General features: G+C 65.4%; 26 protein-coding genes and 1 pseudogene. 15 read left to right on the top strand and 12 right to left on the bottom strand.

The genetic code is table 11. The features are described from left to right. A pseudogene (locus BH95_RS29450) lies at window positions 1-341 on the top strand (preprotein translocase subunit SecA); the annotation flags it as partial. A 27-nt stretch (window positions 342-368) separates the two neighbouring features. Here the strand turns inward: BH95_RS29450 and BH95_RS08030 are convergent. After that, a complete protein-coding gene (locus tag BH95_RS08030; protein ID WP_019666113.1) occupies window positions 369-950 on the bottom strand; it encodes an Rv3235 family protein in 582 nt (193 codons plus the stop codon). 197 nt (window positions 951-1,147) lie between these two features. On the opposite strand from BH95_RS08030, the gene BH95_RS08025 reads away from it, so the two are divergent. The 5 genes from BH95_RS08025 (at window position 1,148) to BH95_RS08005 (ending at window position 7,148) form a co-directional block, all read left to right on the top strand. Beyond that, complete coding sequence (locus tag BH95_RS08025; RefSeq protein WP_026347949.1) at window positions 1,148-2,599, top strand: WS/DGAT/MGAT family O-acyltransferase; 1,452 nt, start codon at window positions 1,148-1,150, stop codon at window positions 2,597-2,599. A gap of 7 nt (window positions 2,600-2,606) precedes the next feature. Then, window positions 2,607-3,128 carry a DUF6912 family protein gene (locus tag BH95_RS08020; RefSeq protein ID WP_019666110.1) on the top strand — a complete coding sequence of 174 codons (522 nt, stop codon included), beginning with the start codon at window positions 2,607-2,609 and terminating at the stop codon, window positions 3,126-3,128. 115 nt (window positions 3,129-3,243) lie between these two features. Further along, window positions 3,244-4,359: a ferredoxin reductase gene (locus tag BH95_RS08015; protein ID WP_019666109.1), complete on the top strand. Its 1,116-nt coding sequence runs from the start codon at window positions 3,244-3,246 to the stop codon at window positions 4,357-4,359. Between the two features lie 129 nt (window positions 4,360-4,488). Next, the gene (locus tag BH95_RS08010) at window positions 4,489-5,811 is read left to right on the top strand and encodes a fatty acid desaturase family protein (protein ID WP_020112114.1); all 1,323 of its coding nucleotides are present in this window, start codon (window positions 4,489-4,491) and stop codon (window positions 5,809-5,811) included. Between the two features lie 83 nt (window positions 5,812-5,894). Continuing rightward, complete coding sequence (locus tag BH95_RS08005; protein ID WP_019666107.1) at window positions 5,895-7,148, top strand: fatty acid desaturase family protein; 1,254 nt, start codon at window positions 5,895-5,897, stop codon at window positions 7,146-7,148. A gap of 52 nt (window positions 7,149-7,200) precedes the next feature. Here BH95_RS08005 and rsgA read toward each other — a convergent pair whose 3' ends face one another. The 3 genes from rsgA to ybaK all read right to left on the bottom strand — a co-directional run bounded on the left by rsgA (window position 7,201) and on the right by ybaK (window position 10,043). Next, entirely contained in the window at window positions 7,201-8,079 is an 879-nt protein-coding gene (gene rsgA, locus BH95_RS08000) for a ribosome small subunit-dependent GTPase A (protein ID WP_231383863.1), read from the bottom strand. 104 nt (window positions 8,080-8,183) lie between these two features. Next, entirely contained in the window at window positions 8,184-9,527 is a 1,344-nt protein-coding gene (gene aroA / locus BH95_RS07995) for a 3-phosphoshikimate 1-carboxyvinyltransferase (protein WP_196248741.1), read from the bottom strand. Between the two features lie 6 nt (window positions 9,528-9,533). After that, on the bottom strand, window positions 9,534-10,043 hold the full coding sequence (gene ybaK, locus BH95_RS07990; RefSeq protein WP_020112111.1) for a Cys-tRNA(Pro) deacylase: 510 nt from the start codon (window positions 10,041-10,043) through the stop codon (window positions 9,534-9,536). Between the two features lie 194 nt (window positions 10,044-10,237). On the opposite strand from ybaK, the gene BH95_RS07985 reads away from it, so the two are divergent. Both BH95_RS07985 and rsrA read left to right on the top strand, forming a co-directional pair. Then, entirely contained in the window at window positions 10,238-10,909 is a 672-nt protein-coding gene (locus BH95_RS07985) for a sigma-70 family RNA polymerase sigma factor (RefSeq protein WP_019666103.1), read from the top strand. Beyond that, entirely contained in the window at window positions 10,906-11,208 is a 303-nt protein-coding gene (rsrA, locus tag BH95_RS07980) for a mycothiol system anti-sigma-R factor (RefSeq protein ID WP_020112110.1), read from the top strand. The genes BH95_RS07985 and rsrA overlap by 4 nt, the downstream gene beginning before the upstream one ends. Window positions 11,209-11,294: 86 nt before the next feature. Here the strand turns inward: rsrA and BH95_RS29965 are convergent, their stop codons facing one another. Continuing rightward, on the bottom strand, window positions 11,295-11,369 hold the full coding sequence (locus BH95_RS29965) for a 50S ribosomal protein bL37 (RefSeq protein WP_099052202.1): 75 nt from the start codon (window positions 11,367-11,369) through the stop codon (window positions 11,295-11,297). Between the two features lie 108 nt (window positions 11,370-11,477). Between BH95_RS29965 and BH95_RS07975 the strand changes: the two genes are divergently transcribed. Both BH95_RS07975 and BH95_RS07970 read left to right on the top strand, forming a co-directional pair. After that, window positions 11,478-11,693, top strand: coding sequence for a biotin/lipoyl-binding carrier protein (locus BH95_RS07975; protein WP_019666101.1), 216 nt, complete (start codon window positions 11,478-11,480; stop codon window positions 11,691-11,693). Between the two features lie 47 nt (window positions 11,694-11,740). Continuing rightward, window positions 11,741-13,216 carry a sensor histidine kinase gene (locus BH95_RS07970; protein WP_020112109.1) on the top strand — a complete coding sequence of 492 codons (1,476 nt, stop codon included), beginning with the start codon at window positions 11,741-11,743 and terminating at the stop codon, window positions 13,214-13,216. Window positions 13,217-13,342: 126 nt separating this feature from the next. Here the strand turns inward: BH95_RS07970 and BH95_RS07965 are convergent, their stop codons facing one another. Further along, the gene (locus BH95_RS07965; protein ID WP_026347946.1) at window positions 13,343-13,597 is read right to left on the bottom strand and encodes a WhiB family transcriptional regulator; all 255 of its coding nucleotides are present in this window, start codon (window positions 13,595-13,597) and stop codon (window positions 13,343-13,345) included. Between the two features lie 332 nt (window positions 13,598-13,929). Further along, the gene (locus tag BH95_RS07960; protein WP_019666098.1) at window positions 13,930-14,886 is read right to left on the bottom strand and encodes a diacylglycerol/lipid kinase family protein; all 957 of its coding nucleotides are present in this window, start codon (window positions 14,884-14,886) and stop codon (window positions 13,930-13,932) included. A 137-nt stretch (window positions 14,887-15,023) separates the two neighbouring features. Here BH95_RS07960 and BH95_RS07955 point away from each other — a divergent pair, with 137 nt between their 5' ends. Beyond that, the gene (locus tag BH95_RS07955) at window positions 15,024-15,449 is read left to right on the top strand and encodes a hypothetical protein (protein ID WP_020112108.1); all 426 of its coding nucleotides are present in this window, start codon (window positions 15,024-15,026) and stop codon (window positions 15,447-15,449) included. Here BH95_RS07955 and BH95_RS07950 read toward each other — a convergent pair. Both BH95_RS07950 and BH95_RS07945 read right to left on the bottom strand, forming a co-directional pair. Continuing rightward, window positions 15,446-15,931 (bottom strand): GNAT family N-acetyltransferase, encoded by a 486-nt coding sequence (locus BH95_RS07950; protein WP_037181531.1) that lies wholly within the window; start codon window positions 15,929-15,931, stop codon window positions 15,446-15,448. The two genes, BH95_RS07955 and BH95_RS07950, sit on opposite strands and share 4 nt — an antisense overlap. Continuing rightward, window positions 15,928-16,572, bottom strand: coding sequence for an acid phosphatase (locus tag BH95_RS07945; protein WP_179275226.1), 645 nt, complete (start codon window positions 16,570-16,572; stop codon window positions 15,928-15,930). The genes BH95_RS07950 and BH95_RS07945 overlap by 4 nt, the downstream gene beginning before the upstream one ends. Before the next feature lie 267 nt (window positions 16,573-16,839). Here BH95_RS07945 and BH95_RS07940 point away from each other — a divergent pair, with 267 nt between their 5' ends. Beyond that, window positions 16,840-18,318, top strand: a complete 1,479-nt coding sequence (locus BH95_RS07940) for a DHA2 family efflux MFS transporter permease subunit (RefSeq protein WP_026347944.1) — start codon at window positions 16,840-16,842, stop codon at window positions 18,316-18,318. Window positions 18,319-18,425: 107 nt separating this feature from the next. Further along, entirely contained in the window at window positions 18,426-19,220 is a 795-nt protein-coding gene (locus tag BH95_RS07935; protein ID WP_020112107.1) for a ParA family protein, read from the top strand. On the opposite strand, the gene BH95_RS07930 is transcribed toward BH95_RS07935, so the two are convergent. Next, window positions 19,202-20,470 carry an Rv3212 family protein gene (locus BH95_RS07930; RefSeq protein ID WP_037181530.1) on the bottom strand — a complete coding sequence of 423 codons (1,269 nt, stop codon included), beginning with the start codon at window positions 20,468-20,470 and terminating at the stop codon, window positions 19,202-19,204. The two genes, BH95_RS07935 and BH95_RS07930, sit on opposite strands and share 19 nt — an antisense overlap. 9 nt (window positions 20,471-20,479) lie before the next feature. Beyond that, window positions 20,480-22,237 carry a DEAD/DEAH box helicase gene (locus BH95_RS07925; protein ID WP_196806178.1) on the bottom strand — a complete coding sequence of 586 codons (1,758 nt, stop codon included), beginning with the start codon at window positions 22,235-22,237 and terminating at the stop codon, window positions 20,480-20,482. Between the two features lie 340 nt (window positions 22,238-22,577). Here BH95_RS07925 and BH95_RS07920 point away from each other — a divergent pair, with 340 nt between their 5' ends. Then, window positions 22,578-23,321, top strand: coding sequence for a ferritin-like fold-containing protein (locus tag BH95_RS07920; RefSeq protein ID WP_033190541.1), 744 nt, complete (start codon window positions 22,578-22,580; stop codon window positions 23,319-23,321). 108 nt (window positions 23,322-23,429) lie between these two features. Next, complete coding sequence (locus tag BH95_RS07915; RefSeq protein ID WP_026347943.1) at window positions 23,430-23,657, top strand: DUF3107 domain-containing protein; 228 nt, start codon at window positions 23,430-23,432, stop codon at window positions 23,655-23,657. A gap of 99 nt (window positions 23,658-23,756) precedes the next feature. Here the strand turns inward: BH95_RS07915 and BH95_RS07910 are convergent, their stop codons facing one another. After that, window positions 23,757-24,410: a TetR/AcrR family transcriptional regulator gene (locus BH95_RS07910; protein WP_019666086.1), complete on the bottom strand. Its 654-nt coding sequence runs from the start codon at window positions 24,408-24,410 to the stop codon at window positions 23,757-23,759. Window positions 24,411-24,588: the final 178 nt, after the last annotated feature.

Genomic DNA, 24,588 nt, shown 5'->3' with positions numbered 1-24,588 from the left:
GCCCGGCCCCGGCCCCGGCAGCGTCGGCTGTCGCGGGCGCGGCTCCGGCGTCGGCGGGTCAGCCCGCGCCGGCCCGTCCGGAACCGAAGAAGGAGGCGCCTGCCGCCCCCGTTCCGTCGGCCTTGCGCGCGAAGGGCCTGGACGACCGCACCGAGGAGCGTCTGACGTTCTCCGGTCCGGACGAAGACGGAGGGACCGCAGTTCGCCGGTCCGGTGTCGCGACGGCACCCAACTCGTCGGGCGGCGACGCCGCGGCGCAGGGAACGCGTCGGGAACGCCGCGAAGCCGCTCGGGCACAGTCGAAGACGTCCAAGCCGGCGCGGTCCAAGAAGAAGCGCTAGGGGTCTCGGTCACGTCGCTGCACGGCATCAGACGACGCGCAGCGACGTGACTGTCCACCCGGTGTACTTGAGGCTGCGCCGGTACTCGAGGCGGGCCGCGACCGCGAACACCCGCGTCCCGCGCGTGTAGGTTCCGAACACTTCCGTCGCGTTGCGTGCGGCGTGCGTGACGTGAATGCGACGCAGGCTGGCCGCCCCCAGCCGTCGACCCGGTGGTTCGGTGCGTGCGATCGTCCGCACCGATTCCACGACGTTCGGGGCGAACAGCTGTCCCATCTTCTCGGGCGGCCGTCGTCGATCCAGGACCTCCAGCAGCAACCGAACTGCCTGCTCGGCGCCGCGGCGAGCATCGTCGGACACCGGATTCTCGCTGTCCACCACCAACGGGCCGATGCGCGATCCGCGTGCGGCGGCAGGTCCGGAACCTTCGGGGTGCTCGTGGTGTCCGACGCTGCGCGGGAACGGGCGTCGGCGACGGGTCGGCCTGCTGCAGGCAGCAGGGACGGCCTGACTGTCCGTCACCGGCCCGTCGTTCGCACGTGCGCTGTCCGTCGGCGGTTCGAATGCTGTGGCGCGGGCGATGTACGCGAACCGGCGTGCATCCGACATGGCGTTCATTCTCGGTCCCTCCGGCGGATTCGGCTTCTTGGTAATTCAGACGGAACCGAGGCGCAGTCGGTTCCATCGAACGTCGGCCGAATGGCTGTAGCCTGTGGGTTCGTCTAGGTTCGAGTACGACGAACCACCTCGCTCGACGAGTGGTGATCGGCACGGTGTGGCTAAGGATTGGGGAACCGGTACCCGCGATGGCGAACAGACTGACAACTCAGGATGCGTCGTTCTACTTCCTCGAGGCCAGCAGTACACCGATGCATCTCGGTTCTCTCGCGGTGTTTCGCACGCCTCGCAACGGTTTCCGCTACGAGGACCTGCTGTCGCTGGTGGAGCAGCGCCTCGCTCTGGTGCCGCGGTACCGACAGAAGGTTCGGGAAGTTGCGTTCGGCCTGGCCCGGCCGGTGTGGGTGGACGACGGCGAGTTCGACATCACGTATCACATTCGCCGCTCGGCCCTACCGAAGCCGGGATCGGACGAGCAACTTCACGATCTGGTGGCGCGGCTGACGTCGCGGCCCCTGGACCGCACTCGGCCCCTGTGGGAGATGTACCTGGTCGAGGGTTTGAGCAAGAACCGGTTCGCGATCTTCACGAAGTCGCACTCGGCGCTCGTCGACGGTGAGAAGGCGCTCGAGATCGGCCAGGTCATTCTGGATGCAACCAAGAGCCCGCCCGCGATGGCGGAGGAATTGTGGATGCCTGCGCGCGAACCCAAGGAATCCGCGCTGGTGATCGACGCCATCACGGAACTGATCGCCTCCCCGAGCGAGGGAGTCGAGATCTTGCGTGGTGCCGCGGCCGGGGTGGCCGGAATCGCCGGGGGAGCGCTCGGCGCAGCGGGAAAGGTGCTGTCCGTCGTTCGGACCGCCGCCCAGACCGCGCCGACGAGCCCCCTGAACGCCCCCATCTCGAGGAACCGACGTTTCGCGGTCGCGAAGACCGAACTGACCGACTACCGCAAGATTCACACACGTTTCGACTGCTCGATCAACGACGTCGTGTTGGCCGTCGTGACCGGAGCTCTCCGCAACTGGCTGCTGTCGCGGGGCGAGCCCGTCACGGCGTCGTCGACCGTGCGCGCGATGGTTCCGATGTCGGTCTACGTCGCCGAGGATCCGTCGGGTTACGAGCGCGCGGACCGGCTGACGGGAGACCACGACCCGGAGATGCCGCCCCGCAGCGAGGTGTCGTCGTTCCTGATCGACCTGCCGGTGGGTGAGCTGAACGCGGTGGTGCGGTTGTCGCACATCGCGCACGCCACCGAGGCGCACGCCAAACAGTCTCCGGGGGTCACCGCGGACACGTTGATGCGGATCTCGGGGTTCGCGCCCGCCAGTCTGCACGCGATGGGTGCCCGGGCGGGCAGCAGGCTGTCGAGGCGCCTGTTCAATCTGATCGTCACCAATGCCCCGGGCCCACAGTTCCCTCTGTACGTGGGAGGTGCCCGTATGTTGGAGATGTTCCCCGTGTCGCCGCTGTTCGAGAACCAGGCTCTCAGTATCGGTTTGACGTCGTACGACGGATTCGTGTGCTTCGGCCTGAACGCCGATCGTGGCGCGATGCCCGACGTCGACGTCATCACCGTCCTGTTGCGCGAGGCGCTCGAAGAGCTCGTCGACGCCAGCAACGAATCGAGAGTGTGAGGTACGCGTGAGGGTCTATGTTCCGGCGACGGTCGCCATGTTGCGGACGCTGGTGGCCGACGGTGAGTTCCATCCGGTCAGTCGTACCGCGTTCGCGGTGACCCCCACCCTCCGTGAGGCCTACTCGTCGGGAGACGACGAGGAGCTGGCCGAGGTCGCGATGAACGAAGCGGCGAGGGCGTCACTGCGTCTGGTCGGTGCAGCACTGGAAGACGAGGGCGACGGTGTCGTCGACGGCTCGGTCGTGTTCCGGCGTGCGGTGATCGCCGCGGACGTGGAGGATCCGACGCTTCGGCCGGACCTGGACGACGCCGTCGTTCGGTTGAAGGAGCCGCTTCGGATGAGCGAGGTCGCGTCGGTCCACGTCGACCTCGAAGGCGCCGAGTCCGCTGTCGAGAAGGCGGTCGGGGTCGTGGATGCGGCGGACATGGGCGATCCGGACGCCGAGTTCGTCCTCGGTGATGCCGAGGATCACGCCCTCGCGTGGTACGCGACGCAGGAGCTGCCGTTCCTGTTGGAGTTTCTGTAGAAGTCGAACGCCCCAGTAACCTACGGTAGCGTAACCTTGATATGGGCCTGTTCGCGCCAGCTGGTCCAGCACGTCAGCGTTGTCTCTGTCTCGAACGAGGGGTAAGTACTTTCCGATGGATCTCAAGAAGTGGCTGGAAGCTCCCGCCGCGGGTGTATCTGCTCCCAAGCGTCCGAAGCTCAACATGTTGCGTGGCGCGATCACGCGCATCACCACACCATTGCTACCCGACGACTACCTGCACCTCGCCAACCCGTTGTGGTCGGCGCGTGAGCTGCGCGGTCGGATCGTTCGGGTGGAGCAGGAGACCGCAACGGCGGTCACTCTGGTCATCCAGCCTGGATGGGGATTCAACTTCGACTACCAGCCCGGGCAGTACATCGGGATCGGATTGCACCTCGGCGGGCGCTGGCACTGGCGCTCGTATTCGCTCACGTCCGCACCCAACTGGGACGAGAAACTGATCTCGATCACGGTGAAGGCGATGCCGGAGGGCTTCCTCTCCAGCCACCTCGTCGGCGGCGTGCCCCAGGGCACCATCGTTCGGCTGGCCGCTCCGAAGGGCAATTTCGCGCTCCCGACGCCGCCGCCGGAAAAGATTCTGTTCATCACGGCAGGCAGCGGCATCACACCCATCATCTCCATGCTCCGCACCCTGGACAGGCACGGAGACATGCCGGACACGGTGCACATTCATTCGGCACCCACCGAGGACGAAGTGATGTTCTCCGACGAGCTCGCATCGCTGGCGACCGGTCATCCGCAGTTCACCTCGCACGTGCAGTTGACCAGATCGGACGGCAAGTTCGCGTTGGCGTCGCTGGACGAGCTCTACCCGGACTGGCGCGAGCGTCAGACGTGGGCGTGTGGGCCGTCCGGCTTGCTCGAGGAGATCGAGCGAGTGTGGAAGTCGGAGGGAATCGAGGACAGACTGCACCTCGAACGCTTCGAGATCGCCCGGGCCGACACGTCCGGCAAGGGCGGCAAGGTGACCTTCTCCAAGTCGGACCGGTCCGTCGAGGTCGACGGTGCCACGAGCTTGTTGGAGGCAGGGGAGGGTCTGGGTGTGCAGATGCCGTTCGGGTGCCGGATGGGTATCTGTCAGACGTGCGTCGTGCCGTTGACGGCCGGGCACGTCATCGACTTGCGCTCGGGCAAGGAGCACGGTGAAGGCGACCGTATTCAGACCTGCATTTCGGCGGCTGCAGGCGACTGCACACTCGAGCTCTGACCGGCCGAGACGCGGTGTGAGCGTGCTCCAACCCACACGGACTTCTCAGTAAGTTCGGCTACCCTTGCACTGGCGCACAGAGGCGAAAACGCATTTCGGGCCCGCGCCCACGACTTTCGGAGGACCACGGTGGCCATCACGGACATCAAAGAGTTCGCACACCTGACCGAAGAGGACATGGAAGCCTTCGGCAGAGAATTGGACGCGGTCCGCCGCGACATCGAGGATTCGCGCGGCGAGAAGGATGCCGCGTACATCCGTCGGACCATCAAGCTGCAGCGCTGTCTCGAGTTCGGCAGCCGAATCGTGCTGTTGGGCAGCAAATACCGTCCAGCGTGGCTTGTGGGTACCGCGATGTTGAGCGTTGCGAAGATCATCGAGAACATGGAGCTCGGGCACAATGTGATGCACGGGCAGTGGGACTGGATGAACGACCCGGAGATCCATTCGGTGTCGTGGGAATGGGACCAGACGGGCCCGTCGGAGCAGTGGAAGCGCGCGCACAACTACTCCCATCACACCTACACCAACATCGTCGGCATGGACGACGACATCGGCTTCGGCATTCTCCGTATGACTCGCGACGAAGCGTGGAAGCCGATCAACCTCTTGCAGCCGATTGCCAACGTCCTCCTGGCGGCGACGTTCGAGTGGGGCATCGCTCTGCACGACTTGGACGCGCAGAAGGAACTGGACGGCGAGCACGAGAAAGAGTTCTGGAAGTCTCCGTCCAATCGTGCGTTCGCTCGCAAGATCGCCCGTCAGGTCGGCAAGGATTTCGTTCTGTTCCCCGCGTTGACCGGTCCTGCGTGGAAGAGCACTCTGACCGCCAACGCGACGGCAAATCTCGTCCGAAACCTGTGGGCCTACGCGGTCATCTTCTGCGGCCATTTCCCCGACGGTGCAGAGAAGTTCACCATCGGTCAGTTCGAGACGGAGACGCGCGCGGAGTGGTACCTGCGTCAGATGCTCGGCAGCGCCAACTTCGACGCCGGCAAGGTCATGGCGTTCATGAGCGGCAACCTGTGCTACCAGATCGAGCACCACATGTTCCCGGACCTGCCCAGCAACCGGTACGAGGAGATTTCCGAGAAGGTGCATGCGCTGTGCGAGAAGTACGACCTTCCGTACACCACCGGGTCGCTCGGGAAGCAGTACCTGCTGGCGCTGCGTACCATTCACAAGCTGTCGCTTCCTGATCAGTGGTTGCGTGCCACGTCGGACAATGCGCCCGAGACCAGTTCCGAGCGTCGGTTCAGGGCGGGTGACGAGCCGACGGTGCATGCGCTCCGAATCGATCCACTGACCGGTAAGCGTCGCGGTCTCCGTTCGGCCATTGCAGAAGCGCGGGTCACGTTGCGGAACGCGAAGAAAGAAGCCAAGCGACAGGCCAAGGCTCTCCGTCAGGCGCAGAAGTCGCGCGTGAAGTCTCTCACACCTACGGGGTCGTAACCTACGCTCCCGTAAGTTACGGTACGGTAGTGGTGAACGTGCACGACGTGCATCACCGACGACTGCCAGGAGGGCCGTAACCCGTGGCGATTTCGGACATCAAGGAATACGCGCATCTGACCGATGCGGACGTGGAGGCGCTCGGCGTCGAGCTGGATGCAATCCGCCGTGACATCGAGGCGTCTCGCGGAGAACGCGACGCGCGGTACATCCGCAACACCATTCGGCTGCAGCGCACGCTGGAGATCGGTGGCCGTGCCGTCCTCTTCGCAAGCCGCAAGCGCCCGGCCTGGTTGCTCGGGGCAGGCATGCTCGGCGCCGCCAAGATCATCGAGAACATGGAGCTCGGGCACAACGTGATGCACGGGCAGTGGGACTGGATGAACGATCCGGAAATCCACTCCACATCGTGGGAGTGGGACAACACCGGGCCGTCGGCGCACTGGAAGCAGACGCACAACTACATCCATCACAAGTACACCAACGTGCTCGGAATGGACGACGACGTCGGCTACGGACTTCTGCGTGTCACGCGCGACCAGCGGTGGAAGCCCTTCAACCTCGGCAACCCGGTCTACAACCTGCTTCTGCAGCTCTTCTTCGAATACGGCGTCGCCGCACAGCATCTCGAACTCGGCAAGGTCGCCAAGGGCCGCGTCGAGCGCGAGGAGTTCGAGCGCAAGCGTCGAGAGGTCCTCGAGAAGATCGGCAAGCAGATCGCCAAGGACTACGTGGTCTACCCGGCCCTCACCGGTCCGGCGTGGAAGAGCACGCTGACGGCCAACATCGTCGCCAACATGATCCGCAACGTCTGGACCAACACGGTCATCTTCTGCGGGCACTTCCCGGACGGTGCGGAGAAGTTCACGAAGTCGGACATGGAGGGCGAGACCCAGGGGCAGTGGTACCTGCGGCAGATGCTCGGCAGCGCGAACTTCGAGGCAGGCCCCGTCATGGAGTTCATGAGCGGCAACCTCTGCTACCAGATCGAGCATCACCTGTTCCCGGATCTGCCCAGTAATCGCCTGCGCGAGATCAAGTTCCGAGTTCTGGAACTCGCCGAGAAGTACGACCTGCCCTACACCACCGGCTCGATCGGCAAGCAGTACCTGCTGTCCTGGCGAACCATCGCCAAGCTCTCGCTGCCCAACAAGTACCTCAAGGCAACCGCGGACGACGCGCCGGAGACGGCGTCGGAGCGCAAGTTCACCGACGAGTCTCGCGGGCTGCTGACCGTCGATCCGGTCACCGGAAAACGCCGCGGATTGCGCACGGCCATCGCGGAATCGAAGAAGAAGAAAGGCATTCGCGGCCTCGTCGCGAAGTTGTCCGCCTAGGACCGTACAAGCACGGACTGGTGACCTCGTGGGTGGAACTGCACTCGCGGGGTCACCAGTTCTCGTTGGTGCGCACGGCTTCCAGCAGTAGACGGACCGCAGCGACGCGTCTCGCTGCATCGCCGGTCAACGTATCGAGCGCGCACTCCGGGTCCGCCGGAGGACCGAGGTGAGTACACCCACGCGGGCAGTCATCGATGGCGTCCGCCAGGTCGGAGAACGCGGCCACCACGTTCTCCGGTGAAATGTGCGCGAGCCCGAAGGATCGAATGCCAGGGGTGTCCACCACCCACCCGCCTCCCGGCAACGGAAGTGCAATCGACTGCGTCGACGTGTGACGGCCCTTGCCGACACCGGACACCGTGCCGGTTGCGCGCTTCGCGTCGGGCACCAACCTGTTCACCAACGTAGATTTCCCGACGCCGGAGTGGCCGATGAGTGCCGTGACGCTGTCGGTCAGCCGTGCGGTGAGGTCGGTCAGATCCTCGCTCTGCCCGGCCAGCACCACCGGGACGTCGAGGTCGGCGAACGCCGAGGCGAACTCGTGTGGGTCGGCCAGATCGCTCTTGGTCAGGCACAGAACAGGTTTCAGACCGCCGACGTATGCGGCGACGAGCGCACGCTCGACGAATCCGGTGCGCGGCGGAGGGTCGGCCAGTGCGGCGACGATCAACAGTTGTTCGGCATTGGCGACCACGACACGTTCGTACGGATCGGTGTCGTCGGCAGTACGGCGAAGCACGGTCCGGCGCTCGGACACCCGAACGATGCGAGCCAACGTGTCCACCTTGCCGGACAGGTCTCCCACTATGTCGACATCGTCTCCGACGACGATGGGTGTGCGACCCAGTTCGCGTGCGCGCATGGTGACGACCGGCCGGGACGGGTCCCCTCCGAGAACGCATCCCCACCGGCCGCGGTCCACGGACACGACCATTCCCGACTGGGCATCGGCATGGTCGGGTCGCGTCTTCGTCCGGGGGCGTGAGCTCTTGCCCGGGCGGATGCGGACGTCCGACTCGTCGTAGCGGCGACTCAGGACGAAACACCTTCGGTGGTCGGCCGTGTCCCTCGCCCCGCGAGCGGCGAGTCTCCCAGCATCGAGGCCCACAGATTTTCGAAACCTGGGAGGGTTTTCGCGGTGGTTCCGATGTCGTCGACTTCCACTCCGGGGACCACCAGTCCGAGAATTGCTCCTGCCGTTGCCATCCGGTGGTCCGCGTACGCTCGCCACACCCCGCCGTGCAGGGCCGCGGGTGCGATGTCCAGACCGTCGTCGGTCTCGGTCGCGTTCCCGCCCAGTCGGCGGATCTCCGCGACAAGTGCTGCGAGACGGTCGGTTTCGTGTCCGCGCAGGTGAGCGATTCCGCGTAGGTGCGATGGGCCGTCCGCAAGCGCGGCGAGAGCCGCCACCGTGGGTGTGAGCTCGCCGACGTCGTGCAGGTCGATGTCGACTCCGGTCGATGTCGCCCCGCCTCGCACCTCGAGGGTTCCGTTCTCGAGGGTTACCGTGGCGCCCATGGATTCGAGAATTCCTCGGATGGCATCACCCGGTTGCGTCGTCGACGACGGCCAGTTCGGAACCCGTACGACACCTCCGGTCACCGCCGCCGCGGCCAGGAACGGTGTCGCGTTCGACAGGTCGGGTTCGACCACCCACGACACGGCGTCGACCGGGCCGGGATGCACGCGCCAGGTGTCCGCGTCGCCGCTGTCGGCCGGAGTGCTCACCTGCACACCTGCGCGCCGGAGCATCTCGACCGTCATGTCGATGTGCGGCATCGACGGTACGGGCTTTCCAGTGTGGTGAATGGTGATGCCGTCGTCGAACGCGGCTGCGCTGAGCATCAGCCCGGACACGAACTGCGAAGAACCCGAGGCGTCGATGTCGACGGCCCCGCCCCGCAGAGTGCCGGACCCGGTGACGGTGAACGGCAGCGAATCCCCGGCCACGTCGGCTCCCAGGTGGCGTAGCGCGCCCAGAATGGTGTCCAGCGGCCGGGTCCGTGCCTGCTCGTCACCGTCGAAACGCACCACACCGTCCGCCAGGGCAGCAAGAGGCGGAACGAACCGCATCACCGTTCCGGCGAGCCCGCAATCGATCGATCCGCCGCGCAGGGCGCCGGGAGTGACCGTCAGAGACGTCGGATCGGCCGGGTCGATCGTGATACCGACTCCGAGTTGCTGCAACGCGGCGATCATCAGGTCGGTGTCACGGCTGCGCAGGGCCGCTGTGACCGTCGACTGTCCGCCTGCCAGTGCGGAGATGATCAACGCGCGATTGGTGATGGACTTGGAACCGGGCAGCGTGACGGTCGCGTCGACGGGGGCTGTGGAGAGCGGTGCGGTCCAGTTGGTCACCACACCATCTTTGCGCATCGGCGCTCAGCTGGTGGCGACGGGCGCCGTCACGGCCCGCGCGAGCCGGACGAGGTCCTTCGGGTCGAGCTCGATCTCGAACCCTCGCCTGCCTCCGCTGCAGAGAATTCGGTCCCAGGCCAGGGCAGATTCGTCGACGACGGTCGCGAGCGCTCGTTTCTGGCCGAGCGGGGAGACGCCGCCGAAGACGTACCCGGTCGATTTCTCCGCCTCCGCTCGGTCTGCCAGCACGATCTTTCTGGTACCGAGGGCCGAGGCTGCGGCTTTGAGGGAGAGTGTCGCCGTGACGGGCAGAACCGCCACCGCGAGTGTGTTGTCGGAACGCCTGAGCACCAACGTCTTGAAGATCTGGTCGGCGACGACACCGAGACGTTCGGTGAGGACGTCCGCCGCTTCCGTGCCGAACGATTCCGACCTCGGGTCGTGGTCGTAGGTGTGCACCGAGTGCTCGACCTTCTCCGCGATCAACAGAGCGACGGCAGGTGTGGAGGCGGCGGGCCGGTGCGCTGAGGGCATCGGATCACTGTAGCCAGACCGGCGCCTGGAATGACCGGGGTGAAGCCGGTGTTGAAGAGCCAAGAGGTACGCAAGGCAAGAGGAAGGGATCTGCTGTGGCAGTGACGACGACCGAGCGCCCGCTCCGGTCCGCTCCGAGTTCGAGTGCGATCTACGTGAAGGCGCTGCCTTCTCCCGCTGTAACCTGGTCGGATATGGCTACCGAAGGGATCAGCGTGGAGGAAGTCGAGCGCCCAGCTCAGGCGGAGGCCGAGGCACCGGTGGAGTCGGCGGCGGACCTGACCGAGCGGTTCGAGCGCGACGCACTGCCGATGCTGGATCAGCTCTACGGCGCGGCACTGCGGATGACGCGGAACCCGGCCGACGCCGAGGACCTGGTCCAGGAGACGTACATCAAGGCGTACTCCGCATTCCGCTCGTTTCGTGAGGGAACGAACCTCAAGGCGTGGCTGTACCGGATCCTGACCAACACGTACATCAACTCGTACCGAAAGAAGCAGCGCCAACCCGCGCAGTACCCGACGGACGAGATCACGGATTGGCAGCTGGCCGCAACGGCCGAGCACACGTCGACGGGACTGCGTTCCGCCGAGGTCGAAGCTCTCGATGCGCTGCCCGACGACGACATCAAGGCCGCGCTTCAGTCGCTGCCCGAGGAATTTCGTATGGCGGTGTACTACGCCGATGTCGAAGGTTTTCCGTACAAGGAGATCGCCGACATCATGGGCACGCCCATCGGCACCGTCATGTCCCGGCTGCACCGAGGACGTAAACAGCTCCGAGGCCTGCTGTCGGACGTGGCACGTGAACGTGGTTTCAATCGCAACGGTGCGGTCGACGCGCACGAGCAGGAGGTCTCGAAGTGACATCGGATGCGAACGACGAAGCCGAACAGAATCGGCAGTTCGAGGCGTTGGACTGCTCCGCGGTCATCGCCGACGTGTGGCTGATGCTCGACAACGAGTGCGACGAAGGCAGCCGGGCTCGGCTTCAACGTCACATCGACGAGTGTGGATCATGCTTTGCCGCGTACGGCATCGAAGAGAAGGTCAAGAGTCTGATCAGTCGCAAGTGCGGTGGTGACCAGGCGCCCGCCGGTCTGCGGGAGCGCCTGAGCATCGAGATAAGGCGAACCGTGCTGATCAAGCACACCGAGCAGGAGTGACGACGCCGGGGTAGATCCGGCCGAGGTACGACGAAGGCCGGGAAGCATCGCGCTTCCCGGCCTTCGTCGTGTGATGAGGCAAATCGTCAGCTGTTCGGACGTTTGCCGTGGTTTGCCTTGTTGTTCTTGCGACTGCGCTTCTTGCGCCCACGCTTACCCATGATGAGCTCCTCTCTACTGGTTCACTACAGTCTTTCACGAGTGGTCGGCCGCCCTGTCACGGGTGCCGGAACCACAGGCGAAACCGCCCGTGAACGAGAGGATGCCAAATGGCCGAGGACGTGCGCGCGGAAATGGTGTCGACCGTGTTCCAGATCGTGGTCACCGAGGGGGACGAGGTGGCGGTCGGGGACACTCTCGTCGTTCTCGAATCGATGAAGATGGAAATTCCGGTGCTCGCCGAGTCAGCCGGCGTGGTCAGCACCATTGCCGTCACCGTGGGCGACGTCATAAAGCAGGGCGACCTGATCGCTGTGGTCTCCTAGACTCTCACCGCCTCGCACCCGCCCACAATCGCGACGGAGCCGTCACCGTGTCGACACTGAGCGACCTGCTCGCCGAACACACCGATCTGACCGGAGAAGCTGTCGATCACCTGCAACGGGTGGTCGGGGAGTGGCAGCTCCTCGCGGATCTGTCGTTCGCGGACCTTCTTCTCTGGGTCGGAACCGACGACGTGGATGCGAGCCCGGACGCCAAGATCCTGTGCGTCGCGCAGTGCCGACCGACGACCGCACCGACGGTGTTCACCGAGGACATGGTCGGCGCCGTCGTCTCGGAGTCCCAGCACCCGACGGTCATGGACTCGCTGGTCACCCGCGACATCGTCAGCAGTGGTTCCAACACCGACAGCGTGCCGGTGCGGTGCGGCGACCACGTCATCGCGATTCTCACTCGCGACGCCAACCCGACGCGGCAGCGGACGGCAGGCGCGCTCGAGGTCGCATACCGGGGCTGCGCCGACGATCTGTGCCGGATGATCAGCGAGGGGACATTTCCCAGCCCCGTGGAACGCACCGACGTCAACTCCTCACCGCGTGCAGGCGACGGCTTCATCAGGGTCGACACCGACGGCCGCGTCGTCTATGCGAGTCCGAACGCACTGTCCGCCTATCACCGGATGGGCTTGGCGACCGACCTGTCCGGGACGGATCTGGCGTCGGTGACGCGGTCGTTGATCACCGATCCGTTCGATTCCCAGGAGATCGCCGACCACATTCGTGCGTCGCTGTCGGGAAGCGAGGGATACCGGATGGAAGCCGACGCGCGCGGTGCGACGGTGTTGATCAGAACTCTGTCGCTTCGGCCGCGTGGTGAGTCGGTGGGGGCCATCGTGCTGGTGCGGGACGTGACCGAGGTCAAGCGCCGAGACCGTGCGCTGCTCAGCAAGGACGCGACCATCCGCGAGATCCATCACCGGGTGAAGAACAATCTGCAGACCGTCGCCGCTTTGCTTCGCCTGCAGTCACGGCGATTGGAGAACGAGGAAGCGCGCGTGGCGTTGTCGGAGTCGGTTCGACGGGTGACGTCCATCGCGCTGGTGCACGAAATGCTGTCCATGTCGGTGGACGAGGAAATCGACCTCGACGAGATCGTCGACCGGCTGGTCCCGATCATGCTCGACGTCGCCACGGTCAACCCGCGCGTCCGCGTCGCGCGGGAAGGTAAGTTGGGCGTCTTCTCCGCCGAGCGGGCCACACCACTGGTGATGGTGTTGACCGAACTGGTGCAGAACGCCATGGAACACGGATTCGACGCCGGCACCGCGGGTGTCGTCCGCATCTCGGCCGACCGATCCGCGCGGTGGCTCGACGTCGTCATCCACGACGACGGGCGTGGTTTGCCCTCAGGGTTCTCGTTGGAGAAGTCCGAGGGTCTGGGCCTGCAGATCGTCCGTACGTTGGTGTCCGTCGAACTGGGTGGCTCCCTCGGGCTCCATCCATCGCCTCGCGGGGGCACGGACGCCTCCCTCCGCGTCCCGCTCGGGCGTCGCTCGCCCCGAACCTGAACAGCTGAGCGCCGGACGTCTGGGCATCGGACAGCAAAAAACCCGGGCTCCGTCGTGGAGTCACCGGGTTCTGCTGTGCCCGGGCGAACCGGGGTGAGGGACTGGCCCTCACCGGTTCACCGGGAGTTATACGGAGCTACGAGCCCGCGTACGTGCATTGCGACGCTTCAGCGCGCGACGCTCGTCTTCGCTCATACCGCCCCACACGCCGGCATCCTGGCCGGACTCGAGTGCCCAGGACAGGCACTCAGCGGTGACAGGGCACCGCGTGCAGACGACCTTGGCATCGGCGATCTGCGCGAGTGCCGGGCCACTGTTTCCCACGGGGAAAAATAGTTCCGGATCTTCGTCGCGACAGATTGCCTTGTGGCGCCAGTCCATCCTCTGCTCCTTACCGGGCGCCGCAGCGCCGTGTTGATTGTTGTTACCGCGATCTGTGTCGTTGCGTTTTCGACTGATGTTCACTCGTGCGTATCCAATGTTTCCGCACTGTTGCTTGTGAATGCTTTCACGAACTTAGGGGAAGTCAAGAGATAGCCGCGCGTCCGTGGTCAAGCTCACTCTGTTAGGCTGCCTTAAGCCTCCTGCGCTCCTTTGTACCCGCTCGAGGGGCAATGTGCAGAGGTTTTCCCAGCAAAAACGCTATGACGCTGCCCACGGGGCCCGGTCTGGGTGCGTCGAAAACCGGTTGAAAACTACCCATTCGGGCAGTATCAGGACCTGTTCTCCGCGATGACCTCGAGCGCCGACGGTGTCGAGTGAAATTCGGCCTCGGTGCGCAATCCGAGGAAGTCTCCGTCCATTTGCAACCCGATGGGTTCGCTGGACGTGATCTTGATGCGTGGAACGTCGTCGACTCGAAAGAGCTTGCGTGACTTGGGTTCCGCGCCTGCCGACAGGAGTTGGCGAGATACGTTCAGGCTCGGCAGGACGCGCGTCGTCCGCATCGCGAAGAGTCCGAGTCCGGTGTCGAACGAGGTGCCCGGATTGGTGTGCACCGGACGCTCGTTCAGATAGGTCCACGGACTCGAGTTGGAAACGAAAGCGTAATGCACGCCCGTTACCGGATCGTGATCTGGAATTTCGACGGTGAGTTTCGGATCACGTCGTTTGTTGCGAAAGAAGGCGCTGACGGCGGCGCGAACGTACCGAGTCGCGGAGACGGGTCCGCCGTCCTTTCGGCCCGCGTCGATCGCCTGGCACACGTCGGCGTCGAGACCCAGACCGGCGTTGAACGTGAACCACCTGTTGTCGCAGTGGCCGAGACCGATGGTGCGGCGCGATCGCGCGGCAAGAAGGTCGATCAGCTGATTGGTGGCGGCAACCGGGTCGGCGTGGATTCCGAGTGAGCGTGCGAAGACGTTGGCGCTTCCGCCGGGGACCACGGCCAGAGCCGGGATGGGACCGATCGTGACGGCGCGCATCGATGTGGGCAGTGGGACCCCGAGCAGCCCGTTGATCACCTCGTTCACGGTGCCGTCTCCACCGTGGACGATGACCAGACCGACACCGTCCTCGCGGGCCTGGCGTGCCAGTTCCGCAGCATGATCGCGGTGGGTCGTGTGTGCCGTGGTGACGCGCACCCGACTCGACAGCGCGTGGGCCAGAAGGTCGCGGGCCGCCGGCGTGGTCGACGTTGCATTCGGGTTCACGATCAGCAGCGCGCGCACGGGGCGTCAGCCTATCCGGTTCTCGGCGTCGGTCCGGTATCGGCGTCGGTCCGGTATCGGTGTCGCGCCGGTATCGGTCACGGGGTGCCGTCGGGACAGAACCCTGTCGGGCAGGATCGGTGTTCTAGGCTTTACCGGTGTCCACGCCATCCCTGCCCTCGGTGCCTCCACCTGCGTTCAGGGCCGCAGGAGTTCTCGTCGCGGTGGAAGGAGCGGTTGCCCTCGTCGCAGCGGTGGTCCTTCTCGTTCGCGCGATGAACGGCGTGGAGGACCAGGTTGCGAACGGGTACGGAACGGCTGGTTGGTTCGCGGTGATCGGCGTTGCCGTCGGTACGGCGGGAGTCGCTCTCATTCTGGGTCAGCGGTGGGGACGGGCAATCGCCCTCGTCGTTCAACTGTTGCTGTTGCCGGTCGTGTGGTCCTTGCTGACCGATTCTCACCAGCCCCTGTACGGTGTGCTGCTCGGTGCGGGCGCTCTGGCGATACTCGCGCTGCTGTTCAGCCCGCCGTCGTCGAGGTGGATGGCAGCGCAGTACGTCGATGCCGACGACGAGACGCTCTAGCTGCGGGCGGATGCGCGCGCTGCGAGTGCCCTGAGTGGTTCGCCTCCGAGGCGGAACGCTGTCCATTCGCTCTGTGCCACCGCTCCGAGAGATTCGTAGAAGCCGATCGACGGCGTGTTCCAATCCAGCACAGACCAGCCGAGTCTGGTGTACCCGTGCGTCACGCACTCGGCAGCGAGTGCAGCGAGCAGGTCGGATCCGATTCCCGACCCCCTGAGCTCCGGCTTGACGTACAGGTCTTCGAGGTAGATGCCGTTCACGCCGTCCCACGTCGAGAAACTGAGGAACCACATCGCGAACCCGACGACCTGACCGTCGACGTCCGCGACGTGTGCGAACACCGACGGATCGGCACCGAACAGGGCCGAGCGGATCTGATCCGGACGCACGGTGCACTGCTCCCGCAGCTTCTCGTACTCCGCCAGTTCGTGGATCAGGCCGGTGATGGCGTCGACGTCTCGGTCGGTGGCCCGCCGAATCACGATGCAACTCCGGTCCGAACCGACGGATGGATGTTGTGCACCACGACCTGCCGGAACGAGTGCTCGAACCCGAGGACCGAATACGCGGCAGGGGAGAGGGCGAACCTCTTGCCCTCGGAGACCGGCAGTTCCAGCCAGCGAGTCAGCAGAGCCCTCGAGAAATGTCCGTGTCCGACGAGGACCACGTCGCGTTCGCCCAGGGCCGGAAGAATCACCGACAGCACCAGGTCCGCGCGTGCGCCGACCTGCTCGACGGACTCGCCACCCGGACACGGATGGGTCCACACGGTCCAGTGCGGCACCGTCCGTTGGATCTCGGCGGAGGTCTTTCCTTCGTAGTCTCCGTAGTCCCACTCGGACAGTGCGTCCCACTCCCGTTCGACGGTCAGCCCCGCGAGCTGCGCGGTCCGCAGCGCCCGTGTTCGTGGACTGCTGACGATCAACGGGTCACGCAGGCCGAGCTCGCCGACGAGTTCGCCTGCCGCGGCCGCTTGGCGTTCTCCGACGTCGGTCAGTGGAACGTCCGTCGTGCCGGTGTGCCGTCCCGAGGTGGCCCATTCGGTCTGGCCGTGGCGCAACAGAACTACACGTCCGGAAGCAGTAGTCCCGGAATCAGGGGTCGAGGTGGGGGTGGCGCTCATGGAAGCAATGATGCCGTGTCGGGTGTCACAGGCCTGCAGGTGGTTACCCGTACAAAACGGATTGAGTCGGACGGGCCGTCGGTGGATACTGTTCCGGTCGCGCGACGCACTCGGTTGCTCGCGCATGGGGGCTGCCCGGGGATGCATCGAACTTCTCGGGGACGGATGGTCCACCGACGGAACGGACACACCGCGCACGTTGTCGTGCGTGTTCAGGCAGATGGTGGGCAGTGTTCCTGCTCACCGAGACACGAAGGACGATCGACCATGACGCAGCCAGGGGTAAGTCCGAATCCGGTGAAGCCGGACAAGCTCGACTCCGCCGTCCTCAAGATCGCGGGTGTCGTCGTTCTCGGCGCCATCATGTCCATTCTCGACGTCACCGTGGTGAGCGTCGCGCTTCCCACGTTCATGGACGTGTTCGACGCGACGTACGCGACTGTCGCCTGGACGATGACGGGATACACGCTGGCGCTGGCGACGGTGATTCCGCTGACCGGCTGGGCGGCGGACAGGTTCGGTACCAAGCGCCTGTACATCACCGCTCTCGTGCTGTTCGTGCTCGGCTCGGTGCTCTGCAGCTTCGCGTGGGACATCACCACGCTCATCGCTTTCCGTGTGCTTCAGGGACTGGGCGGCGGCATGCTGATGCCGCTCGGCATGACGATCATGACCAGGGCCGCAGGTCCCGAGCGGATCGGTCGTGTCATGGCCGTGCTGGGCGTGCCGATGCTTCTCGGACCCATCAGCGGCCCGATCCTCGGCGGATGGCTGCTGGAGGCTGCGAGCTGGCACTGGATCTTCCTGATCAACGTTCCGATCGGCGCGGTCGCGCTGATCGCAGCAATCGTCATCTTCCCGAAGGACGATCCGACGCCGTCGGAATCGTTCGACTTCGTCGGCATGCTGATGCTCTCTCCCGGCCTCGCACTGTTCCTGTTCGGAGTGTCCTCGATTCCCGAGACCGAGACGGTGTGGGCTGTTCGCGTGCTGGTGCCGGCGATCGTCGGTTTCGTGTTGATCGTCCTGTTCGTCTTCCATGCCCTTCGCACCGAGCATCCGTTGATCGACCTCAGGTTGTTCGCCAACCGGGCGCTCACCGTGGCGGTCCTGACGACCGTCCTGTTCATGGTTGCGTTCATGGGCGCGGGTCTGCTGTTCCCGAGCTACTTCCTGCAGATCCGCGGGGAGACGACTCTGGCTGCAGGTCTGTTGCTGGCGCCCCAGGGAATCGGCGCGATGTTGACGATGCCCATCGCGGGCACCCTCGCGGACCGCATGGGCCCCGGCAAGATCGTGCTCGCGGGCATGGTGTTCATCACCGCGGGCATGGCTGTCTTCACACAGGTCGGTGCCGACACCTCGTACGTGATTCTGCTCGGTGCGCTGTTCGTCATGGGCATGGGTCTCGGTGCGACGATGATGCCGATCATGACCGCTGCTCTGCAGACGCTCACCGATCACAACGTCGCGCGAGGATCGACGTTGATGAACATCGTGCAGCAGACGGCGGGCTCGATCGGTACGGCGGTCATGTCCGTGGTGCTGACCAATCAGTTGAAGGACGTCGCGAAGGCGACGTCTCCGGTCGAGGCTCTCGACATCTCGGCGGGAGCGTTCGGCTCCACGTTCATGGTCGCGCTCGTGCTCATCGTGCTGACCTTCGTGCCGGCGTTCTTCCTGCCCCGGAAGAAGATCACTCCGGCAGAGGGTGCGGACAGCGCCAAACCGGTTATGCTGCACTGATTTCGGTGACGGGCGCGTCGGACCGGGACTGTTCCTGGCCCCTTCCCGACGCGCCCACGACCCGCTCGCTCTGGCCGATCGCCCCGATGTAGGCAAGGATCGGGGGCGTGACGACAGTACTGGCGGTAGCGAATCAAAAGGGCGGCGTCGCGAAAACCACCACGGTGGCTTCACTTGCGGCCGCGCTTCATGCACTGGACCGGCGGGTTCTGGTGGTCGATCTCGACCCGCAGGGGTGCCTGACGTTCTCCCTCGGGCACAACCCGGACAAACTCGAGACGTCCGTGCACGAGGTCCTGACGGGGGATACCCCGGTGGCCGAGGCGCTGCTCGAGACCGACGAGGGTATCGACCTGCTTCCGGCAACGATCGATCTCGCGGGCGCCGAGGCACTGTTGCTCATGCGTGCGGGCCGTGAATACGCGCTGAAGCGAGCGCTGGCGCCGATTCTCGACGACTACGACGTCGTGATCATCGACTGCCCGCCGTCGTTGGGTGTGTTGACACTCAACGGGTTGACGGCCGCCCGGTCGGTACTGGTGCCGCTGCAATGCGAAACACTTGCTCACCGCGGCGTCGGGCAGCTGCTGCGGACGGTCTCGGAAGTTCAGCAGATCACCAATTCCGAACTGTCGCTCCTCGGCGCGCTCCCCACGTTGTTCGACGCACGCACCACGCACAGCCGCGACGTTCTCGGTGATGTCTCCGACCGCTACTCCCTTCCGGTTCTCGATCCGCCCATTCCTCGGACGGTGCGTTTCGCGGAGGCGTCGGCGTCGGGGGCGACGGTGTTGTCGGGTCGAAAGAGCAAGGGTGCGCAGGCGTATCGAGACCTGGCGGGGAACCTGTTGGAGCACTGGGAGAACGGATCCCCGCTCCGCACCTATTCGCCCGAGGACTGACCCTCCGTGCCGGAGAGTGCAACCAGGTCGGTACCGCGTTGTTCGATGAGTACGTCGCCGACGACGGCGAGTCCGACCGGGCCGGAGTAGTCACCGCGGTCGACCGGGATCGTTCGTTCGGCGGTACCCGTCGACGGATCGATGACCGCTGTGCCGTCCTGGACCGGCAACAGCAGGCGTCCGGCCATCAGTGTGCCGGGGCCGAGCGCGCCGGGCACGGTCCACTGCGGTGACAGATCGCTCAGATCCAGTGCGACAGTGCTGGATCCGGTCCACCAACTGAAGACGTTCGCGGCCTTGACGACCGTCGGATACAGATCGGCCGGTACCTCGGGCACCGTCCCGTCCGGAAGATCGAATTCGGTGAGAGGCTGAGCATTGCCGTCGAACAAGGCGACCTTCGCTGGTTCACCGGAATGCGGTGGGATCGACAACGCCACCCGATCCCCCGAGGCGATGAGGACGCGCGCTCCCTCCACTGGGCCGTCGGCGCTGGTCAACGACGCGACGACGCTGGAGCCGTACTCCTGAGGTTCGGTGGCGTCCTTCGGTGCCGGGTTCATGGTGGTCAGCCGTGCACCAGATTCCTCGGGGCACTGCTCGAGTACCGCTACGCGGGAACTGTTCGACGCGGTGGACAGCAGGGTGCAGCCGGTGCGAGGTTGGGTGCCGGGGTTCTGCGGGGCGTCGACCCGTCCGTACTCGAGGGTCCGTACGAGGTCCGACCGCCAGAGTTCCATGCGCGTGTCACCCAGGGATGTGACGTAGGTTCCGTCGTCGCTGAGACGGACTTCGGAATCTGCGTCGCTGGATCGCTGAGCTTTGCGTGATCCCGTCGCCCCGTCCAGTTCGGTGACCTGTGCGCATCCGCGGTCGTCGGCGAACACGGCGACGGCGGTGTTCCATGCACTTGTCACTGCGCAGAGCGGAACGTCCCTGCGGTAGCTCCACGCTGTCTCACCGGTGGACGGATCCAGACCGTCCACTCCGCCGTCGTCACCGCTCACCACGGCGCTGCCGGTGACCACCGGTGTCGACGTGAGCGGGCTCTGCGCTCGCCACACTTCGGTCAACGACGCGGGCACGGTGAGTGCGGTGGTGGCCCGCGGCAGTGGAGTGGGCGCGGTCTCGGACGTCGTGCCGTGTGCGTCGCTTCGGAACCAGATGACCCCGGCAGCGAGCACCGCGACAACCAGAATGGTTGCCGCGGCGACGAGATCCGAGCGTCGACGACGTTCGGGTGCAAGCACAGAAGAAGGCTACTCGGCTGCCGGTGCTGACGCGGGCGACGACTCGGGGGTGGAGCTCGGCTGTCCGGACGAGGCGGGCGAGCGGCGGCGGCGACGCCGACGCTTGGGTGCTGCGCCGTCACCGGACGGGGCGTCACCGCTGGTGCCCGACTCGGTCGGGGCGCTGTCCGAGGACGTATCCCCGCCTGCGGCTGTGCCGTTGGTTGCAGCTGCGGCTGTGCCGTTGGTTGTAGCTGCATCGGCCTTGCCGCCGCGGGTGCGACGGCGGGCGCGGGTTCGGCGTGGCCGAGAAGGTTCGGCTGCTGCATCCGAATCGACGGCACTGTCGACGCTGTCGGTGACTTCGCCGTTGTCGCCCGTGTGCGCGCGTTCGGTCCGCTCCGGCGCCTTCTTGATCGAGCCGGTCACGCCGTCGGGGATGCCCAGTTCCTCGAAGAGGTGCGGTGAGCTCGAGTAGGTCTCGACCGGGTCCGGGATTCCGAGGTTCAGCGCTTTGTCGATCAGCTGCCAGCGAGGGATGTCGTCCCAGTCGACGAGGGTCACGGCGATGCCGGTGCGGCCTGCGCGGCCGGTGCGGCCGATGCGGTGGACGTAGGTCTTCTCGTCCTCTGGGCACTGGTAGTTGATGACGTGAGTGACGTCGTCGATGTCGATGCCTCGCGCTGCCACATCGGTCGCGACCAGGACGTCGATGCCGCCGGTCCGGAACTTCTTCAGTGCCTTTTCGCGCTGGATCTGTCCGAGGTCACCGTGCACGGCACCCACGGCGAACCCGCGTTCGAGGAGTTCCTCGGAGACCTTCTGCGCGGTGCGCTTGGTGCGGGTGAAGATCATGGTCGCTCCGCGGCCTTCTGCCTGGAGGACCTTGGACACCATCTCGACCTTGTCGAGAGCGTGCGCGCGGTAGATGTGCTGCGCGGTGCGATCGTGCACGGCGGAGGACTCTGCTTCCTCGGCACGGATGTGCGTGGGCTGTGTCAGGAACGTGCGTGCGAGCGTGATGATCGGTCCGGGCATGGTGGCCGAGAACAGCATCGTCTGGCGACCACGCGCGGAGCCTCCGGCCGAGGGACCGCGAGTGGAGCCTGCGGAATGAGCCGAGGGACCGCTGGGCACCATGCCGAGGATGCGCTCGATGTCGGGGAGGAATCCGAGGTCGAGCATCTCGTCGGCCTCGTCGAGAACGAGGACGCCGATCTTGCCGAGGATGAGGTGGCCCTGTTTGGCGAGATCGAGGAGACGACCGGGGGTGCCGACGACGACGTCGACGCCCTTCTGCAGCTGTGCGATCTGGGCCTCGTAGGGACGCCCGCCGTAGATGGACAGGATCTCGACGGACTTGCCGCCGGACTTCAGGAACTTGGACGCATTGGTCAGATCCGAGGTCACCTGAACACACAGTTCGCGGGTGGGGACGATGACGAGCGCGCGGGGTGTTCCGTCGAGTGCCGCGGTGCCGGAGTCGGTCGTGGCTATGCGGTGCAGGAGCGGTACGCCGAAGCCGTATGTCTTGCCCATTCCGGTCCTGGCCTGACCGATGAGGTCGTCTCCGGCGAGGGCGAGGGGGAGGGTCAACTCCTGGATGGCGAAGGTCCGCTCGATGCCGATGGCCGTCAGGGACTTGACGATGTCCTCGCGAACACCGAGTTCCGCGAAGGTCGGGGGTACGTGTGTGTCGTCGAGCTGGGCGGACAAGGTGGTGTCGCCGGTGTCGGATTCTTGGTCGATAACGATCTTGCTCAGGGGTCTGGCCTTCCTCGTGTTCACACGTACGCACAAGGAAGGGCACAGGCCTATTGCCGGCCGAAGTCGATGCCCTCGATCCTGGTCTGTGATTTCGCCTCGAGCCTCAGCCGTGTCGGTGGAACGTAGTGGTACTCGACAGGCGGCGAAGCAGTCGTAGCGACCCGGATCAGGTGCGCACACATTGTCGGTGTGGTTCGACGCGTGGAAAATCGGTCCGTGTCATCGGTCCGGGCGTCGATCCGTGCACCATGGTAGCTTGCCGACCGCCCAAAACCCGTATTCCGAGCTTTGCGGGACGTGAGAGGCATCGCGTTTCGGTGACAGCGCGCACGTGCGTCGGGCGCGACTACGATCGATTCTCATGGGAGCCCACTCGCCTGAATCGTTCGCCGCCGACGCCCTACCGACCACCCCGGAAGCCCTTCCCGATGCCACGGAAACCTCCGATGCGCAGCCGCGGATTCCGTTCGATCATCCGGGAGTGTCCGAGCTGTACGCGGTGCTCGCGTACGGGGAGATCTCGGCGTTCTACCGCCTGGCCGAGGACGCGCGGTCGGCCCCGTCGATGCAGGGGCGGGTGGCGTTGGCGAGTATGGCGGCGGCCGAGATGAACCACTTCGAGACCCTCGTGTCCGCGTTGTCGGATCGCGGTCTCGACGTGTACTCCGCGATGGATCCTTTCGTGCGTGCGTTGGACGATTACCATGCGTCGACCAACCCGTCGACGTGGCTCGAGGTGTTGGTCAAGGCTTACGTCGGCGACGGGTTGGCCGCTGATTTCTACCGCGAGATCGCGCACACTCTCGACCCGGCCGTCGCGGCGACGGTACGAGAGGTGCTTGCCGAGACGGGTCACTCGGAGTTCGTCGTGCACGAGGTGTCCACCCGGGTGTCCGCCAGCTCGCAGGACAAGGCGCGGCTGATGTTGTGGGGGCGCAGACTGCTCGGTGAGGCGATCACGCAGGCGCAGTACGTGCTCGCGCAACGCGAGAGTCTGACCGATCTGGTGATCACGGCATCGGGTGATCTGAACGGTGTCGCCGCTCTGTTCGATCGGATGCAGGAGCAGCACGCGGAGCGCATGCGGGTGCTCGGCCTGGTCTGAGACCACGGTGTTCGCTGACAGCACACCGTCGGACGTCACCGCCGCCGCGTGGCTGCACTAGCCTGGTCGAAGCAGCTGAAGTTTCTCTACTGAGTTCGGAGGTTGGCCGTGGAGGTCAAGATCGGTGTGTCGGAAAGCTCTCGCGAGCTCGTCGTGAACAGCGCCCAGTCGCCCGAGGAGGTCGAGGCGCTCGTCGCCGAGGCACTCGCCGGCAAGAAGGACGTCCTGTCGCTGGTGGACGAGAAGGGGCGTAAGTACCTGGTCCAGTCGGCGCGAGTCGCGTACGTGGAGATCGGTCCGGCCGACGCCCGCAAGGTCGGTTTCGCCACGGTGTAAGTGCACGGGATGCACACGAGAAGAGGGGCCGCGCAGTCGATGCGCGGCCCCTCTTCCGGTGTCCGGGTAGGCAGTGTGCGAGTACGGCAGTGCCGATGTCTAGGGAGCTTGGAGCGGCACGTGGGACAGGCCTCCCCATGCCAGCGACACGGTGGTGTCGACGGCGTCTTCCTTGGAGATCGGGCGGTCCGCTTCCAGCCAGTAGCGTGCTGTGAACTGACTTGCTCCGACGAGTCCGACAGCGAGCACTCGGGCGCGGTACGGGTCGAGGCCGGAATCGTGTGCAACGAGGTCGAACACCGCGTCGACGCACGCTTCTGTCGCCTGCTCCACCCGGGCGTTGACCTGAGGGTCGCCCATCAGATCTGACTCGAACACGAGCCGGAATCCCTGGGTGTCGGTGTCGACGAAGTCGTAGAACGCGAGTACGGCAGCTCGGACGCGCTTGCGGTTGTCGGTCGTCGAACGAAGGGCCTGACGCACGCCGGCGATCAGGGTGTCGACGTAGCTCTGCAGCACCGCAAGGTAAAGCTCGAGCTTGCCGGGGAAGTGCTGGTAGAGCACCGGCTTGCTGACGCCGGCGCACTCGGCGATCTCGTCCATTCCCGACGCGTGATATCCGCGACTGACGAACACTTCGCTCGCAGCCGCGAGGAGTTGCGCGCGGCGTGCGTCGCGAGGCAACCGTGCGCTGCGCCGGTTCGCCTGTGAGGTCGAACGGTCCGAGGACATTCGATCCGCCAGTTCTGTCATGTAAGAAGTTCCCATCCGCATCGTCACCGCGCCGAAGGGGTGTCCGTAGCGCAGGTCGTGGAGCAACGATACCCGCAGCGCGCCGCATCGTCGGGACGGCGGTGCGCCAGTCGCAGTGACGAATACCAGAGAAACGGCGCTCTCACCCCGTTTCGCGTGCACTACGGCGGTGTGGGGA

The sequence above is a fragment of the Rhodococcoides fascians A44A genome (assembly GCF_000760735.1).
Classification (GTDB): domain Bacteria; phylum Actinomycetota; class Actinomycetes; order Mycobacteriales; family Mycobacteriaceae; genus Rhodococcoides; species Rhodococcoides fascians_E.
This window is presented reverse-complemented; position numbering and strand designations above follow the sequence as displayed.